This is a genomic window from Cryobacterium frigoriphilum (assembly GCF_004403305.1).
Classification (GTDB): domain Bacteria; phylum Actinomycetota; class Actinomycetes; order Actinomycetales; family Microbacteriaceae; genus Cryobacterium; species Cryobacterium frigoriphilum.
The window spans coordinates 29632-46867 of record NZ_SOHE01000047.1; the positions used below are offsets into that span (position 1 = coordinate 29632).

Below are 17236 nucleotides of genomic sequence, written 5' to 3' on the forward strand. Positions count from 1 at the left end.
GGACCAACATAGGGGGCTTTTGGCCAAGGTCATGGGACCACCTGAATGGCCAGTTATGGGACCACTCGGCGAGCCTTGCTGGTGGTTTATCCGCTGTTACCTTGCTCTGCAGGCCTGGCGTGGTTGCCACCCGCTGCGGGTGCAGGGACGAGTGCCGCGGGGGTGCGGGGTGTGGAGTGTCGGTGGGTGGTGAGAGGGTCGGGGTGAAAGGTGCGTTCCTGTCTCCGACAGTGGGAGCTGGTGCAGCACGATCACCCGGCAGAATCGGCCGCTACTTGGGGTGTCGATAAATACCAGACTCAGAAAATGTTCTTGAGATTCTCTGGTATTTGTCTTCATTCAGGAGTAAACTGAGAATATGTCACAGACACTCTCGTCGGACACAGATGCCGACCACAATCCGGTAGACCAGCTCGCCCACATCAACGAGCTGCTCGCCAAGGCCCTGACCGGGCTGACCTACTCACTACAAGAAGATGCCGAGTCGCTCGCGCTGATGGACGGGCTCGAGCAACTCGGCCGCCGCCTCGATGGCGCCCGCGTCGCCTCAACAGCGGATGTCGCCCGCCGGGCCGACGTCGAGTACGACGGCGGCACCGACACCCTGTCTGAACGCATGGGCTGCACGGGCAAGCTCGACCTGATCATGAGCGTCACCCACGTGTCGGTGCGGGAAGTGAAGCGACGCATCAGCCTGGGTGCGCTGACGTCCGTGCGGTCAGAGGTGGGACAGCTGCGACCGGCCGTGTTTCCCACCGTGAGTGCGGCACTGGCTGCGGGGGAGATTGGCGTGGACTCGGCCGAGATCATCGCGAAAGGGTTGCAAGAGGTCATCCGGCAGGCCGACCCCTCGGATCTGCACCTCGCCGAGCGGGTGCTCGTCGCCAACGCGACGGGCGCCCTCAATGCTGACACCGCAGGGCTGCCGGGTGCCGGTATCGCGTTGCCGGCCGATCGGATGCGGGTATTGATGCACGAGTGGCAGGCCCGCCTCGACCCCGACGGCATCGCACCCCAGGAAGAGGCCCGGGAAGCCAAGAGCAGCATCAGCTTCGGCTCATTCGAACGAGGCCTCTACCGAATCTTCGGCGGCGTCACCCCCGACCTGCGCGGCGAGTTCGAGACGTATTTCGCGTCACGACTGTCGGCGCGGGCGACGGTGAAGTTTCTGCCCACGGCCGGACAGACCGAGCTGGACGGGACCGAGGGGTCCGAGGGGTCCGAGGTCGTGCCTGACACCGAGGTCGTCGATATCGACCGTCGCCCCGCCGGGGAAAAGCGGGCCGACATTCTGCGCGACATGGTCCGCGAAGCGGCCCGCGACCCGAAAGCCGGAGTGATGGGCGGCTCAGCCCCCACCGTCACCGTTCACGTCAACGCCGTCGACCTCAACGCCGGCCGCGGCGTCGGCTGGATCGACGGAGTCGAAGCCCCGGTGTCGCTCACGACCGTCGACCAGGCCCTCTGCAGCGGCGGATTCATCCCCGTCCTGTTCGGCCCGAACAACGAGGTCCTCCGAGTTGGCGATAAACGGCGGGCGTTCTCCCCAGCGATGACCAAAGCAATCATGTCTCGCGACGGTGGCTGCATCATCCCGGGTTGCGACATTCCGGCGTACTGGACCGAACTCCACCACGTGAAAAGCTACGCCCAGGGCGGCAAAACCGAAGTCGCCAACGGAGTCTGCCTCTGCTACCGACATCACCACGCCATCGACACCTCGGGCTGGCAAATCCGCATGACCCACGGCAGGCCCGAAGTACTCGGCCCAGCCTGGATAGACCCGAGCCAGACGTGGCGGCCCGCACAAAACCACCGCGCCAACCGCAGTGTGAGCTGAGGCGTTGGGGGCTTCCGCGGTCTGAGGATTGGCTTGCGATGGTCTCGACACGCGCGCGAAGTGCATGCGCGCTGCTCGACCAACGGAAGAAGGGAAGGCACGCTCCCGCGGTCTGAGGATTGGCTTGCGATGGTCTCGACACGGGCGCATAAGGCGCGCGCCCTGCTCGACCAACGGAAGGGGGAAGGCACGCTCCCGCGGTCTGAGGATTGGCTTGCCATGGTCTCGACACGGGCGCATAAGGCGCGCGCCCTGCTCGACCAACGGGAGGGGGGAGGAAGGCGCGCTCCGCGGTCTGAGGAATGGCTTGCGATGGTCTCGACACGGGCGCATAAAGCGCGCGCCCTGCTCGACCAACGGAAGGGGGAAGGCGCGCTCCGCGGTCTGAGGATTGGCTTGCGATGGTCTCGACACGCGCGCGAAGTGCATGCGCGCTGCTCGACCAACGGGAGGGGGAAGGCGCGCGGCCTGGTCGACCAACGGGAGGGGGAAGGGGCGCGGCCTGGTCGACCAACGGGAGGGGGAAGGCGCGCTGCTCGACCAACGGGAGGGGGAAGGGGCGCGGCCTGGTCGACCAACGGGAGGGGGAAGGGGCGCGCGCTGGTCGACCAACGGGAGGGGGCAGGCGGTGGGCGGCGCAGAACGACGGCTAGTTGAGGGAGGTCACGGCCCAGGCTATGAGGGCGATGTCGAAGAGCACGAAGAGCGTGATGCCGAGGATGATCCAGGGGCGGTGGCGGGCAGCGTCTTTGGGCACATGGCGCACCGGCGGCTTAGAGCGAAAGATAGTCATCAATTCTTGACCCGAGAACGCCGAGCCACTGGTTCAGGAAGGGTGCCGTGGGGTGCCGCAGCGTCCTCAACGGGTGCGACATCGCTGCCATACCCGTACCCATAACCGTACCCGTATCCGTAGCGCCCATAACCATAGGCGTCGGGCCCCTTGGTCGGCAGCATCGTGAGCACCAGACCACTGACCGGAGCACCCACGTTGTCGAGGGCCGAAATGGCACTCTTCAACTGGTTCTTATGGGTGCGCCCTGCCGCCACGATGATGATCGCGCCGCCGACGTTTTTGGCGAGCACCGCGGCATCCGTCACCGGAAGCAGCGGCGGAGAGTCGAAGAGCACGACATCGAAGGTCGCATTGAACTGCGCGATGAGGGCGGTCATGCGGGCGGATCCGAGCAGCTCGCTCGGGTTGGGCGGCACCATGCCGGCCGGCAGCACCGAGAGGCCGCCGCGACCCCAGGGCTGGATGACATCCGCGAGCTCGGCCCGCCCGATGAGCACATCGGTGAGGCCGACGGCACCCTCCATGCCCATGTAATCCGCGAGCTTGGGGCGCCGCAGGTCGGCGTCGACGATGAGTACGCGGCTGCCAGCGTCGGCGAGGGCGATGGCGAGGTTGGCGCCGGTCGTGCTCTTGCCCTCACTCTCGATGGAGCTCGTCACGACGAAGGCACGCTCGGTGCGGCCCACGTCGAGAAACTGCAGGTTGGTGCGCAGGGTGCGGAACGACTCCGCCCGCGGGCTGCGCGGATCGACGTGCACGATGAGGGGCCGCTCCCCCGCCTTCGGGTCGAAGACGATGCCACCGAGAATCGGCACGTCGGTGATCTGGGTCACGTCGCGCTCATTGCGGATGCGGGTCTCGAGGGTCTCGCGCAGCACGGCGACACCGAGGCCCAGCGCCAGGCCGACGAGTGCGCCGAGCGCGATGTTCAAGGGCACGTTGGGGCTGACCGGTGCCGCGGCGACGGTCGCCTCCTGCGCGGGGGTGAGCTTCACCGGGGAGATGGCATCCGCTGCCTCGGGAGTTTCGATGGTCTCGACGACCGCGGTGAGGCTCTGGGAGATCGCGTTTGCGGTGTCGGCGGCGCGAGTCGGGTCGGTGTCGACGACGGTGATGTCGATGATCGAGGTGTCAAGCGGCGCCGACGCGGTGATCTTGGTGCTCAACTGCGCGCTCGTGATGCCCAGTTCGAGGTTGGCGATGACGGGCAGCAAGACAATCGGGGTACTGACGAGGTCGGAGTAGGTCTTCACCCGCTGCACGGTGAAGCTGTTGCCCTGAGCCAGCTCGCTCGTGGTTCCGCTGCTCTGGGTGGAGACGAAGACCTTGGACGTGGCGCTGTAGGTGGGGGTCTGCAAAATGGAATACACCGAGGCCGCTCCGATGAAACCGAGCGTCAGGATGACGATGAGAATCCAGCTCTTGCGCAGGATGCGGATGTAGTCGCGAAGTTCCACTTCTACGGCCTTTCCCTGGAGTGCACGGGGGCACGGTGTGAATCCGCGCGCCGATGCGCGGGCAGGCCTCAGCGGAGCCTCAGCTTAGTTTCGCACAAATCAGGTCAATTGGCTCTTGTCTAGTCTCCCTTTCGGGGGCGCACGAGCAGATCGAGCTGGGGCGCTGGCAGCGCGCCGGAATCGCCACAACTCCACGAGACCTTATCTGATCAAGCCTCGAGATGGCTCTTTTTCCGTTAGCGCGAGGTCAGCTCGTGCTGATTTGTTCTACCCAATGATTCACTTGCCGGATGGCATCATCCAGTGAGTAGCTAATTTTGACCTCCGCTGCGGGGCGATCGTATTCGTCCTCCCAGAGCGGATTGCTCACGATGAGAGGCGGCCACCTCCGTGGAGGAAATCCGAGGTCCGTGGCTTCGGCAGCTCTGGCCGCAAAGACGTCCTCGGCCGCAATTCGCAGCGGACCGAGGTCTGTCGGCTGAGGATAAAACGTCTCGCGGATCAGGAGTAGATCCACGATGTCGCGCACTCGACTATTGCTAAAGATAGGAGGCTGATGCGGGTCAGAGCAGGCATGCAACTTCTGTGCCACCTGGTAGGCAAGAGTGATGCCAGCCAACTCCGCCGCAGTCTGGACACCAAAATACCCGAGCCGCGGAGCAGGGAAGCGTTCGGCAGCATCCGCGATGGCGCCCTCGGGGAAGGCTACTTCGACTTGGATGCGGCGCCACGTCACACCCTTGAGACTGAGAACAATGTGGAATCGTCGGGGCTTGACTCGGCGCGAGATGATCGCGATGACTGACACATTGGAGCGGGTGAGGGTGATGTCCCCCCACGGCTCGGCCAAGGCAGTATCGAGCGCGGAAAGAAATTGGTCGAGTTCTCCACGGAAGAGGGTATCCACGTCTTGCGTTGCGCGGCTGGCGAGTCCGAGTTTGTGTTCCAGATACACGCCTCCCTTGAGCAGGAACAGCGGATCACCATCAGGGCCCAGCGTTCGTTGGAGCGCGGCAACCACGATCGTGGACGCGAGAATCCACCCAGTCCTTGCGCCGGTGCCACCGGCAAGTTTCTGGGCATCTTGAACCCACCGATTGAGCATCGCCGCGCTTGAGGGGCGTCTGTCCTTGTCCGGGAGATCATTCAATGGATTCCCGGTCATGCTCGCTCCCCTAGTGCCCGGACCAGCTGGGAGTGCTGTTCATCGGTGACGCGGCCGAGAGCCCGGGCGTTTCTGATGGCTTGTTCCAGGAGCCCGCTGGGAATGCCACTATGAATCCCTTGGTCGATCGCCGTGGGAACGGTGACCGCGCGGATCCCCTCCCACCAACCAATTTGCTCCGTAGTGAGGTTGTCACTATGCACAACGTAGTAGTCGCCGCCTGAGCGCCGTATGCGATTTCCTTTGGGGACGGCCAAGTGAATCATGTTCGGATTAATATCGCACAGGTCATAGACCGCGAGAGCTGTGTCGTGGCTCAATGCAGCATCACGGGACCCGGTCCAGAGAACCGCGAGCATGAACTCATCCCGAGCGGTTACCGGGAGTTGATCAAATCGGTAGACGCCGTGCGCTGCACGTGACAGCTGCCCGCGATGGGCCAGCTTGGCCAGGTCGATTGCACTAGCCCCGACTGTCCTTGCATCGCGCGTGGTGACGTAGCCGTACTGCTCGACCGCAATCTCCCACAGCCGGTCCTGAACGCTCATCTCGCCCTTCCACGAAGTGTCAAAACTATACCATTTTAGGTATAGTTTTGGCGGAAGTTCGCTGACTTCCGAGTCTGTCCACCGAAGCGGTAGTTTGGACCTCATGAGCGAAACCCCGGCCGTTCCTGGAGCGGCGGCAGCTGAGGTAACGGCGCCTGACCCGTCAGCGCCTGAGCTCTCAGCGTCACGAGCCCTGACCGACGCGGCGACCGGCGTCGTGGCCGCGGTCGCCCTGGTGATTCTCGTGAGCACCGCCGTCGCCCGGTTCTGGATCACCGACCCGCACCTCAGCCTCGTACTCAGCTACCTCGCGGTGTGGGTTCCCCTGCTCGGCGCCATCGCTGCGGCCTGCTACCTGCACGGCACCCGCTCGCTGCGCCGCGACCTCGGCTTCTGGTTTCACCCGCTCGACCTGCTCTGGGGCCTGGCCGTGGGGCTACTCGCCCGGGTCGTGGCGAGCCTGATTGAAATTGCCGGCTACGGCCAGATGGGATCGGCCGGCGCAACATTCGGCGAGACCGTTTACGACTTCTGGTGGCTGTTCGGCGCGCTGCTGGCGCCCGTGCTGCTGGCTCCCGTCGTGGAAGAACTCTACTTTCGCGGCGTGGTGCTGCGCGCGGTGACCGGCGTCACCCAGCAGGGCGGCGCCAGCCGCACGGTCGCGATGTCACTGGCCATCGTGGTGAGCGCGCTCGTCTTCGCGCTCGTACACATCGTCACAATCGAGAACATGGATGCCGCACTCGTCATCGGCCTGTCGACCTTCGTCTTCGGGGTGGGCGCGGCAATTCTGGCCACGACGACGGGCCGTCTCGGCGGTGCCATCGTGGCGCACGTCACGTTCAACGGACTCGTGGTGCTGCCGGCGCTGTTCTGAAATTTGTTGGATGACGGCTCGGGGTCAGGCCGTATCCAGTGATGCGCCGCGAGCCTCAGCGGCGGCAGCGAGAATCGCGTCGCGCGCTGCTGCGTCAATCAGGCCGTGGTCGAAGGCGAGGCTGATCGCTTCGACCCCGGCGCCCACGATTACGTGTCGGCTTGAGTCCCACTCCACGGGTGCCCGGTCGAGTGCCGCGTCGGGTGTCGCGTCGGGTGTCGCGCTGCTGACGTAGGGCCAGGCCGACAGCTCCCTGAGCAGGACTTCACGGCTAATCAGACCGGCCGCGAACCGTTCGGCAATCTCGTAGGCCGTGGCTCCGGCGCTGCCCGCCGGCAACGGGTGGATGCCACGCTTCCTGGCCTTTTTGATGAGCACACAGATCGACACCTGCGAGACGCCCAGAGCCTCAGCGATTTCACGCTGATATGCGCCAGCCTCAAACGCGGCGCAGACAGATCTCATGTAGTCACGCCCGCTCACTTCACGCAGCGCACGCAACCGCCGAGCCGCCGCAATGGCATTCTCAACGTCGGGGTCTATCTCGGGGTGAGCATTGAATGGCTTCATTTTCATGAGTAACCTCCGCGGGATGCCCAAGGATATCCTCGGCGGTGGGTTAGTCAAGAGGGATGGCTCGGAGGGGTAATGCTGAGCCGAATACCTGATCAAAGATACCGTCCGTAGGTATGTTACGCGGCCTCAACGAGGGCCGGTCACCCCGTATTCGGGGCCAGAATAGATGTGACCCGATTTGGGGCACTTGTAGAATTTCGAGAGTCTTCAACCGCGCCGGGGACTTGACTATGATCAATTTCGCATCAACGTCGATGAGTCCGGATTTGGGGGAAGTGGACACTTGTCGGAAATGTGTCACCGCGTGTTCGCGTGAGTGATCTTAACCAAATCACGGGAGCATCGCATGGGCAAGCTGACCTACAACTCGCACATCACGGCGCACTTCGATGACCGGGTGCTCGCGCACCTGCAGCTTGTGGTTGGCGCCAAGTTGCGGCGCGGAGAGTCGTTCTACTTCAGCTGGACCGTCGACCCTGATCTGGGTGGCGGACGGAATTCGATCTGGATGAACCCGTCGATTCCGATGTCGTACAGCTACGTGGAAAATGTGTCGACGACGTACAACCGCGACTGGATTGAAGCACTGTCGGAATCGGCGAACTCGACGGTTGGGCTGCAGCTCGTACCCGAGCCGGCCCCGAGCGAGCCGGTGCTCGTCGCCGCGGGCGGTCGGCCGCGGCAGCGGCGATAGGGGCCGAGACTGCGGTGAGGCGGATTGTGGAGCCGGGTGGGGCATCCGTCGGCTGCAGGGTTTAGAGCTCGGCTGCCGCGGTTTGAGGGATGGCTCGCCGTGGTATCGACGGGCGCGCGTGTTTCGGCAGGCTCAACAACCGGCGTGCGCGCCCGCCGCCGGATCGAGCTTGTCGAGATCTCAACCAGCGGAAATGGTTGGGCGGGCGAGTTTGGGTGAGTCGCGGAGAAAGCACCCTCGTCTTGTGGATGAAGGTGCTTTCTCCGTGATTCAGGCGGCTGCCGCGGTTTGAGGGATGGCTCGCCTTGGTTTCGACGGGCGCGCGAAAGGCGTGCGCGCCCGCTCAACCAGCGGAAATGGTTGGGCGGGCGGGTCTCGGCTCAGCGGAGTTGTTGCTAGGGGCGGGCTACGGAGTGGCGGCGACGGGCCAGCACGAGGGTTGTGAGGCCCAGGATCAGCAGGGTTCCGGCGGTGAGACCGATGGGCAGGGCGCTCGCTCCCGTGCGGGTGAGTTCGCTCGCCGTCTGGTCGTGCGCGGAGGCCGGGGCCGCCGCGATCGTGACGTTGGCCCAGCCGATGATGACTCCCAGCTCGTTCTGCACGGCCACGCGGTGCGCCCCGCTGATCGTGCTCGGCACCGTGACGGTGATCGTTCCCGCCGCGGATGCGGTGTGCCAGCTGGTCGAGATCGGAGTGGACAGGAACCAGGCGAAGTACCGCTCGCCCGGGGTGAGTCCCGTGATCGTGACCTGGTCACCCGGGGTGAGGCTTCCCGCGGTGAGGCTGCCGGCGTCGATGGCGATCTCGTCTTGCAGGCCGGTGGCGAGGTCTGCCTCAGTCGGCGGTGCCGGGGTCGGAGGCACGGCCTCGGTCGGGGTCTCGGTCGCTGTCGGAGCAGGCACCTCGGTGGGCGTCGGAGTTGCGGTCGGGGTCGGCGTTTCCGTCGGGGTCGGCGTTTCCGTCGGGGTCGGCGTCTCGGTCGGGGTCGGCGTTTCCGTCGGGGTCGGCGTTTCCGTCGGGGTCGGGGTCTCGGTCGGGGTCGGCGTTTCCGTGGGGGTGGGGGTGGGCGTCGGGGTCTCGAGGGTCGAGACGGCAACGGAGGCGACGGACGTGGCGCTCACCTGCTCGGCGTTCGCGGCCGACACGGTGGCCGTGTAGGCCGTGGCGGAGGCGAGACCCGTGAAGGTGTGGCTCAGGGCATCCGTCGTCACGATCGTGCTGCTCGTACCGTCCGAGAGCGTGACCGTGTAGAGCGTGATCTCGGATCCACCGGTGTCGGCGGGTGCCGACCAGGTGACCGTGACGGCCGTCGACGTCGCATCGCTGAGCACCGGCGCGGCCGGAGCCGACGGGCTGCCGATAGGGGTGCGCGCCGGGGCGGATGACACCGAGGCCTCACCGCGACCCATGGTGTTGCTCACCGCGACGGTGGCCGTGTACTGCGTGTTCGGCTCGAGGCCCGTGAAAGCGAACTCGCGCGCGTCGCCGAGCACCGACTGGGTGCGAATCTCGTCGCCCGCGGTCAGGGTCACGGTGTAGCCGGTGACGGATGCTCCGCCATCGTCGGTCGCGGCGGCCCACGTCACGGTGGCCGTGGTGCTGCCCTCGACCGTAATGCTGGGGGACGCGGGCGCTCCGGGCTTCTCGGCGAGCGTTGACATCGGAGCGGACGCGGCCGAGGTCGCGCTCAGTTCGGCGTAGTTGGTCGCCGTGACCGTGGCCGTGAAGGCCGTGGCCCGCGGGAGGCCGGTGAAGGTGTGCGTGGTGGTGTAGTTGTGGGCCGTTTCGATGGTCGTGGTGGTCGTTCCGTCGGACAGGGTGACCGTGTAGGGCAAGAGCGAGATTCCGCCCTTGTCGGCGGGCTCAGCCCAGGTGACCGTGAGGGAATTGGACGTGGCCGCCGAGAGCACCGGAGCGACCGGAGCCGACGGCGTTTCGGCCAGGGTGGCCGCTCCGCCGGAGGTCGGCGAATCCGTGCCGGTGCCCTCGGCGTTCGTGGCCGCTACCGAGGCCGTGTAGGCCGTGTTGCGCGTGAGACCGTCGACCGCGAGCGATGTGGCGCCGGCTTCGGCCGGCCGCGTGAAGGTGTTTCCACTCTGGTGCATGGTGACCACGTAGCCGGTGATGGCGCTGCCGCCGTCGGCCGGCGCGGTCCAGGCCACGGTCAGCTGGGTGCTGCTGTCGACCGTGAGGCTCGGCATGGTCGGCGCATCCGGCGCGGTGCTGAACGTCGACTCGGCAACGGATGGCGCCGACTGCGGGCCGGTGCCGATCTCATTCGTCGCCGAGACCGTCGCGGTGTACTCCGTGGCGCGGGTGAGGCCGGCGACGGCGACCGAGGTCTGCACGCCGACCGGAAGGGTCTGCACCACGTCACCATCGGCGAGCACGGTGACGGTGTAGCCGGTGATGGCCGATCCACCGTTGGCCGGGGCTACCCAGCTCACGGTCAGGTCGGTGGCGGAGGTGGCTTCGAGCGTCGGCGCGGCCGGGGCGGTCGGCGCGATGGACTTCGTGAACTGCTTGTTCGAGGCGAGCGAGACGGCTCCGAGTCCGGTTTCATTACTCGCGCTCACGGTCGCCGTGTAGGCGGTCGCGTGGGTCAGGCCGGTGAAGTTCACCGTGGTGGCGCCATCCGTCGTCTTCGTCTCGATGACCGTGCCGGCCTTCGAGAGCTCGACCGTGTACAGCGTGATGGGGTCGCCGCCGGTTTCGGGGGCGGTCCAGGTCGCGCTGAGCTCACTGGACGACATCGCCGTGAGCACGGGCGGGGCCGGGGTGTCGGGCACGGTCGGCAGGGTGCGTTCCTCGGCCGACCGGGAGGAGACCAGGCTCGTGCCGATGCCATTGCTGGCCAGCACCGTGGCGGTATACACGGTGGCGCGGGTGAGGTGGTCGAAGGTGACGGTGGTCGTGCCGTCGACATTGGCGAAGGCCACGTTTCGGTCGCCGTCGTAGAGACGCACGTCGTAGCTCGTGATCGCGGAACCGCCGTCGTCGGTCGGCACGGCCCACGTTGCCGTGATCTGCGTCGACGAGGTGGCCGTGAGGGCCAGGCCCGTCGGAGCGACGGGGGCGAGGGCATCCGTCGTATCGGGCGCGGAGATTTCAGACGCCGGGCCCTCGCCGGCCGAGTTGGTCGCGGTGACGATGGCCGTGTAGGGCGAGGCGCGCAGCAGGCCGGTGAAGGTCGCCGTTTCGCCCGCGGTCACGGTCTGGGTGCGGGTCTGGGTGTCACCGGTGAGGGCGACCCGGTACGACAGAATCGCCGCTCCGCCGTTGTCGGCGGGGGCCTGCCAGGTGACGGTGGCCGCGGAAGCGGATGTCGCCTCCACGGTCACAGTCGTCGGCGCGCCCGGCAGCTCGGCCAGGGTACTGAACTCAGCGGATGTCGGGGAGACGGGGCTGGTACCGGCGCCGTTGGTCGCGGCGACCGTCGCCGTGTAGGCGGTGTTGCGCTCGAGGCCCGTGAAGGCGTGGATGAGGGTGGCGGCATCCGTGGTGGATGTCTGGCCGTCGCTCAGGGTGACCGTGTAGCCGGTGATGGCGCTGCCGCCGTCATCGGTGGGGGCTGCCCAGGTCGCAACGAGCGTGCGGGTGAGCGGGTCGCTCAGCGTCGGGGCGGCCGGGGTTGCGGGGGCCTCGGCGAGGGTGCTGACCGCGGTCGAGGTATTCGACGCGGCGCCGGTGCCGATGGCGTTGATAGCGGCAACGGTCGCCGTGTAGGCGGTGGTGCGGGTGAGGCCGTAGAAGGTGACCGTGCTGCCATCGACGATCGTGCTGTCGACAACCGTGCCGGCCTGCTGCAGGGTGACCTCGTAGCCGCTGATATCGGCGCCGCCGTTGTCGGCCGGAGCCGTCCAGGTCACGAGGAGCGAGCCGTTGGTCGCGTCGCTCAGCACGGGTGCCGCGGGGGCGCCGGGAGCCGTTGGGGCAACCGGCGTCGTCAGCACCGCGCGCTCGGATTCGGCGCTGGTGCCGCGGTTGTTGGTCGCCGTGACGGTGACCTCGTAGGCGGTGCCGTCCGTGAGGGTGCCGAGCTTCGTGGTGAGGGCGGTGCCGGTCGGGACCGTGTGCAGCGGCGTGTTGTCGCCGGCACGGTAGACGGTGAGTTCGTAGCCCGTGATGGTCGCGCCGTTCGCGCCGGGAGCGGTCCAGGTGACGGTCGCCCCGGTGTAGGTGGTGGCGCTGACCGTCGGTGTGGCCGGGGCGTCGGGGGCGGTGGCGGCCTGAACGACCGTCAGGGTGACCTCATCGGTGGTCAGGGTCTCGGTGTTGCCCGCGTTGTTGTGGGTGAAGACGGCACGGTAGAGGGTGCCGGACATGCCGACTTCGGGGTTCCAGATGTCGTAGCTGGTGCCGGTCTGGCCTTCGATGTCGATCCACTCACCATCGGCGTTGCTCTGCCACTGGATGCTGGGAAGCGGCACGCCGGACGCCAGCGCGGTGAAGGTGGCGGAGGTGCCCTCTTCGACGCTCTGGTTGACGGGCTGCTCGGTCACGGCGAAGTCGGCGGTGATGGTCTGCTCGGGCTGCAGGGCGGTTTCGCCCTCGGCGAGCGGGGCGACCTCTTCTCTAATGGTCACCGTTTCGCCGGCGACGACGTCAATGACGTCGGCCTCGGCGAGGGTGGCCTTGCCGTTGTACCAGGTCGTCTGGTGCTCGTCGTCGTAGACGTAGACGGCGTAGTTGCCCGGTTCGATGGTGGGCAGCTCGTAGTTGCCGTCACCGTCGGTGGTGGTCTCGATGCCGAGGATCTCACCTCCAGCCGTGGAATTCGTGCTGAACAGCGAGCGGAAGAAGCGTGCCACCGGGTTACTCACAGCGCTCGCCAGACCGACGCGAGCGTAGGGAACTCCGTTTCCTTCGGCATCCACGATGCGGCCGACGATCACGCCGCCGAGGGACAGCTTCGCGTCGATGTCGGTACGGGGTTCGGTGCCGAGTTCAACGACCGTGCTGCCGTTCGCGCTGGCGGAGTTGTCGAACCACTGGGTGACGTAGAGTCCCTGGCTGTTGACGAACTCGATGCGGTACCTGCCGGGCAGCAGAGCCTCTGTGAAAAAGGAACCGTCTGAGCTGGTGCTCGTGTAGCTGTTCGAGGAGTTCTCTACGTCGTCGGCGGGGTAGACCCGCACGTCAACGCGGTCCAGGGCGATTTCACCGTTGGCGGCGCTCACAGTTCCCGAGATGCTGGATCCACCCACGAGGGCGATGTTCGCCCCGCTCAGTCCGGCAGTGGACACGGTGATCGGGAGGCTGCCCGCCAGGTGCGTCGTGGTGCTGTACGTGTACAGGCTGGAGCTGCCGACGGCCGCGGTGAGCTCGTAGTTGCCGTCGTTATCGGTCGTGCCGGAGGTCAGGCCGCCGTAGACGTAGGTGTTGGCGATCGGGTCGCCGGTGGCGGCATCCGTCACCCGGCCCGAAACGGTGTAGGCCGGCGTGGGCTTCAGGGTGGCGTCGATGCCGGTCGCCGGCGTGTCGCCCGTGACGGTCACCAGGGTCGCTTCCGCCTGGGTCAACACGTTGTCGTACCACTGGGTCTGCCAGTCGGTGTTGTCCCAGGCGTTCTCGGTGAAGCTCACGCTGTAGTCGCCGGGGGCCAGGTCGGTGAAGGCGTACCGGCCATCGGCGAGGGTGCGCACGCTGTGTGAGTAGTAGTACCCGTCTTGCCCGACCTCGGGGTAGACCGACACGTAGCCGTTCATGAGGTTCTGACCGTCGGTCTTGGCGACCGTGCCGCTGATCGACACCGCGGCGGCGAAGTCGATGCCGGTGGTGAGTGTTCCGGCGGTCACCGAGATCGCCGTGGCGGATGCGAGAGAGTCAGCGTTCTTCCACCACAGGCCCGTCGACGAGCCCGAACCGCGGTATTCGGCGTAGTAGTCGCCGTCGGCCAGGCCCTTCATGGTCCAGGGGGCGAGACCGGTGCTGTCCGGGTAGGCGTAGGTGCTGCGCACCTCCTGGCCATCCGCCGTGCTGATGGTGACGTAGGAGTAGGACGACGCGGAAGTGTCGGGCATGCTGACGCTGCCCGAGATGCCCCCGGCCAGCGTCAGCGTGATCACGGGCACGTCGTAGTTCGTCGCGTCGGTGATCTCGATGACGGTCGCGTCGGCCCTGTTGCCCGTGGAGCCGTACCAGGCTCCCAGGAACAGAGACTCGCCGGCGTCGATCTGCAGCGCGTAGTTGTTGGGCGACAACGAGGGGAAGGCGTAGCTGCCGTCAGCGTTGACCGTGGTGGTCTTGTACGGGTTGGTGAGGTCGTTGGCGCGGAAGAGCCGGGCCTCGGCGCCGACCGCGGGGCTGCCCGAGGCATCCGTTGCGATGCCGGAAATCTGGCCGCCGGGTGCGGGGAAGTTCGCGGTGACGGATGCGCCGAGGGCGACATCGATCACGGTCGCCGCGCCGATGGCGTAGACGTTGTCGAAGTACTGGGTTGCTCCGCCCGACGTGAGCAGCCGCACGATGTAGCTGCCGGCGGGAACAGCAACCGAATACGAGCTGCCGTAGGCGTAGCTGCTGAGAACGAGATCGTGGGACACCGCGTCGAGCACCTCGATTTTCGAGGACGAGGACCTGTCGCCGCCGAGGGAGCCCATGATGGTGCCGGTGTGGCTGGTGAGGTTCGCGGTGCTGGTGGCACCCGGGGTGACGACGACCTCAGTGGCATCGGCGATGTCGAAACCACCGTCGAAGTACTGGGTGACGGAGTTGAGCGTCTCCACGTAGACGATGTAGCTGCCGGCAGGCACATCGACGGTGTAGGAGCTGTTGCTGGTGGAGACCGAGGCGACCACGGCATTCGTGGTGCTGTCGCGCACCGATATGGTCGGCCAGGAGTTGCTGAAGCCCGAGAGTGCGCCCGTGATGGTGCCGCCCTGATGGGTGAAGTTCGCCGTGGTGCTGTCGCCGGTCGTGACGGTCACCGGGGTGGCAGCGGAGCGAGTGAAGACGCCGTCGTAGTACTCCGTGATGGCGCTGCCGTTGTTGATGCGCACGATGTACTCGCCGGCGGGGAGGTTGACGGAGTACACGCCGTTGACCGTCTGCACGCTCGCCAGAACGGTGGTGGACGTGCCGGTCAGCACCTCAATGGTCTTGGAGCCGCCCGAGTAGCCGCTCACCGTGCCAGTGAGCACACCGCCGATGGGGGTGAAATCGGCCGTGAAGGCATCGCCGATCTCGACGGACACCGTGGTCGCGTCGGCCGGGGTGAACACACCACCGAAGTACTGGCTGACCGAGTTGTAGGCGGCCAGACGCAGGGTGTAGACGCCCGGCGCGACGCTCACGGAATAGGAGCCGTTGCTGACGGATGCGCTCGCGACGACCTGGGAGCTGCTGCTGAGCACCTCGACGCGCTGGTAGTAGGAGCCCGAGGGCACGGAGACCGTGCCGGAGATCGTGGCGGCCTCAAGGCTTCCGTTGATACCCGTGTGGTCTTCGGGGGTACCGTCGACGACCGTGATGATCTGGGCATCCGCTTGTGAAGTGGCGTTGTCGTAATACTCCACGACGCTGCCGGCCGTGAATCTGATGGTGTAGTCGCCTGCTGCAAGATCGATGAAGCTGTAGCTTCCGTCTGCTGCGACGCTCGTGTTCCATGAGGTGCCGTTGGACTTCTCTGCGCTCACCTGCACGGACGAACTCGGAGCGTCGTTCAGGGTCACGGAGCCGCTGATGCTGCTGCCCTGCTGAATCGTGGCATTGATGCCGGTGTAGGCCTGTGCCACACCAGCAGTGAAGACCAGCCGCTGCGCGTCGGTGCTCGTTGCACTGTTGTTGTAGTACTGACGAATTCCGCTGCCGGTGAGCGGAGAGAATGACACGACGAAGGAACCCGCGCCCAGATTGCCCAGGATGTAATTTCCGTCGGCATCCGTCGTCGCCGACGACGTCTGGGAGTAGGTGACCGGGTCGGTGGCGTAGACGTAGACCCCGGCCAGCGGCTTATTCTGCGCATCGGTCACGGTGCCGCTGATGGTGCGGACACCGTAGCTGAGGGTGGCGTTCAGGTCACTCAGAACCGACCCGGCGGCAAGACTGACGAGGGTGGCCTCGGCCTGGGTCGAGACGTTGCCGGTGCTGTTGTACCAGAGGTCTTCAGTGTTGTAGCCATTGGAGAGCTGCACGTTGTAGTTACCGGGCACGACCGCGAGGGTGAACGGGGTGGCGGCGGTGCCGGGGAGCATCTCGATGGGCGCCGAGTTGGAGCCCGATCCGGAGCTGGAGCCGGCGGGAAAAGCCGTGACGAAGTTCGTGAACGGCGAGGTCAGTGCGGCGGGCGGGGTGATTGCGCCGCTGAGGATGCCGCCCTGGACGACGGTGATGTCGCCCACGTCGTGCTGGGTGCCGAGCTCGAGTCTGCCGGTGTTGTCGGACCAGAAATCCACGTAGCCGAGCGCGTCATTGTCGCCGAAAATGTAGAACTCGCCGGCGCGGGAATCCGCGATCGTGAACGTTCCGTCGGTGTCGGTGACCGCCGAGTTGAAGACCGTGTCTTCGTCGCCGAAGTTCATTTGCAGCTCAACGTTGAGGCCGCCGAGCGGGGCTTTGGTGACGGAGTCGACGAGGCGCCCGAAGACGGTGAGGCTGGTTTCGTCGGCTGCGACGGATGCCGCGGCGTCGGGGGTGGGGGCTGTTGTGGGGGTGGGGGTCGGGGTGGGGGCAGCGGATGCGGTGGGGGTGGCCGTGGGTTCGGGGGTGGGTTCGGGGGTGGCGGATGCGGCGGGGGCGGGCGTCGCCGGGGTTGTCGCCTCGGGCTCGGCCGACGGCGCGGTCGTGGGCTCGACGGTGGCGGAGGCGGTGGCCTCGGGGGTGGGGGTTTCGGTCGCGAGGGCGGGGGCTGCGGTGGTGAAACCGAGCCCCAGCAGCAGAGCCATCGTGGTGGTGAAAGCGAGCACTCGACTCTGAGCACGACGAACGGCGCGAATTCTTCTCACGTGGATATCCCCCAGTATGTAGCGACACAAATGACGCAACCTAGTCAGTGTCGGGCATATAGACGTGATCGGCCAGTCGGCATTTCAGCGGGCACTCGCTTGGGGGCAGCGATGTGGTCTGGCGACGTGCCGGCCATGAGGTAAGCAAAACGCTCTCGCTCGGTGACCTCCGCCCCGGCGCTCGCTGCGTACCATTCGACGGAGTTGAGCGGATTCAGGGGGCCTCGGGGCCGGTTTTCACCCAAAAAGTGGTCAAGTTCCGTCGAATGGTACGCGGTGACGGATGCGCGGGCGCGGGGCGGGGCATCCGTCACCCGATGCGGCCCGGACCGTGCGAG

The 17236-nt window shown here is 66.2% G+C and carries 10 protein-coding genes; 3 read left to right on the forward strand and 7 right to left on the reverse strand.

Translation table 11 applies throughout. The features are described 5' to 3' along the window. The first annotated feature begins 358 nt into the window (after nt 1–358). Nucleotides 359–1840 carry an HNH endonuclease signature motif containing protein gene (locus E3T55_RS10740; RefSeq protein WP_134519573.1) on the forward strand — a complete coding sequence of 494 codons (1482 nt, stop codon included), beginning with the start codon at nt 359–361 and terminating at the stop codon, nt 1838–1840. 649 nt (nt 1841–2489) lie between these two features. Here E3T55_RS10740 and E3T55_RS20270 read toward each other — a convergent pair. From E3T55_RS20270 to E3T55_RS10755, 4 genes are all read right to left on the reverse strand, one after another. Next, complete coding sequence (locus E3T55_RS20270; protein ID WP_166791748.1) at nt 2490–2633, reverse strand: hypothetical protein; 144 nt, start codon at nt 2631–2633, stop codon at nt 2490–2492. Continuing rightward, nucleotides 2633–4093 carry a tyrosine-protein kinase domain-containing protein gene (locus tag E3T55_RS10745; RefSeq protein WP_134519574.1) on the reverse strand — a complete coding sequence of 487 codons (1461 nt, stop codon included), beginning with the start codon at nt 4091–4093 and terminating at the stop codon, nt 2633–2635. The genes E3T55_RS20270 and E3T55_RS10745 overlap by 1 nt, the downstream gene beginning before the upstream one ends. Before the next feature lie 247 nt (nt 4094–4340). Further along, nucleotides 4341–5258: a nucleotidyl transferase AbiEii/AbiGii toxin family protein gene (locus tag E3T55_RS10750; protein ID WP_134519575.1), complete on the reverse strand. Its 918-nt coding sequence runs from the start codon at nt 5256–5258 to the stop codon at nt 4341–4343. Next, complete coding sequence (locus tag E3T55_RS10755; protein ID WP_166791749.1) at nt 5255–5806, reverse strand: type IV toxin-antitoxin system AbiEi family antitoxin domain-containing protein; 552 nt, start codon at nt 5804–5806, stop codon at nt 5255–5257. Before E3T55_RS10755 ends, E3T55_RS10750 begins: the two co-directional genes overlap by 4 nt. Nucleotides 5807–5909: 103 nt before the next feature. On the opposite strand from E3T55_RS10755, the gene E3T55_RS10760 reads away from it, so the two are divergent. Further along, nucleotides 5910–6683, forward strand: a complete 774-nt coding sequence (locus tag E3T55_RS10760; protein WP_134519577.1) for a CPBP family intramembrane glutamic endopeptidase — start codon at nt 5910–5912, stop codon at nt 6681–6683. Between the two features lie 24 nt (nt 6684–6707). Here the strand turns inward: E3T55_RS10760 and E3T55_RS10765 are convergent, their stop codons facing one another. Further along, entirely contained in the window at nt 6708–7259 is a 552-nt protein-coding gene (locus E3T55_RS10765) for a hypothetical protein (protein ID WP_134519578.1), read from the reverse strand. Between the two features lie 346 nt (nt 7260–7605). Between E3T55_RS10765 and E3T55_RS10770 the strand changes: the two genes are divergently transcribed. Continuing rightward, on the forward strand, nt 7606–7953 hold the full coding sequence (locus E3T55_RS10770; RefSeq protein WP_134519579.1) for a DUF7882 family protein: 348 nt from the start codon (nt 7606–7608) through the stop codon (nt 7951–7953). 395 nt (nt 7954–8348) lie between these two features. On the opposite strand, the gene E3T55_RS10775 is transcribed toward E3T55_RS10770, so the two are convergent. Both E3T55_RS10775 and E3T55_RS20610 read right to left on the reverse strand, forming a co-directional pair. Next, nucleotides 8349–16898, reverse strand: coding sequence for a beta strand repeat-containing protein (locus E3T55_RS10775; RefSeq protein ID WP_166791750.1), 8550 nt, complete (start codon nt 16896–16898; stop codon nt 8349–8351). Between the two features lie 44 nt (nt 16899–16942). After that, on the reverse strand, nt 16943–17236 hold a 294-nt coding region (locus E3T55_RS20610; RefSeq protein ID WP_206751384.1), incomplete at its 5' end, for a hypothetical protein.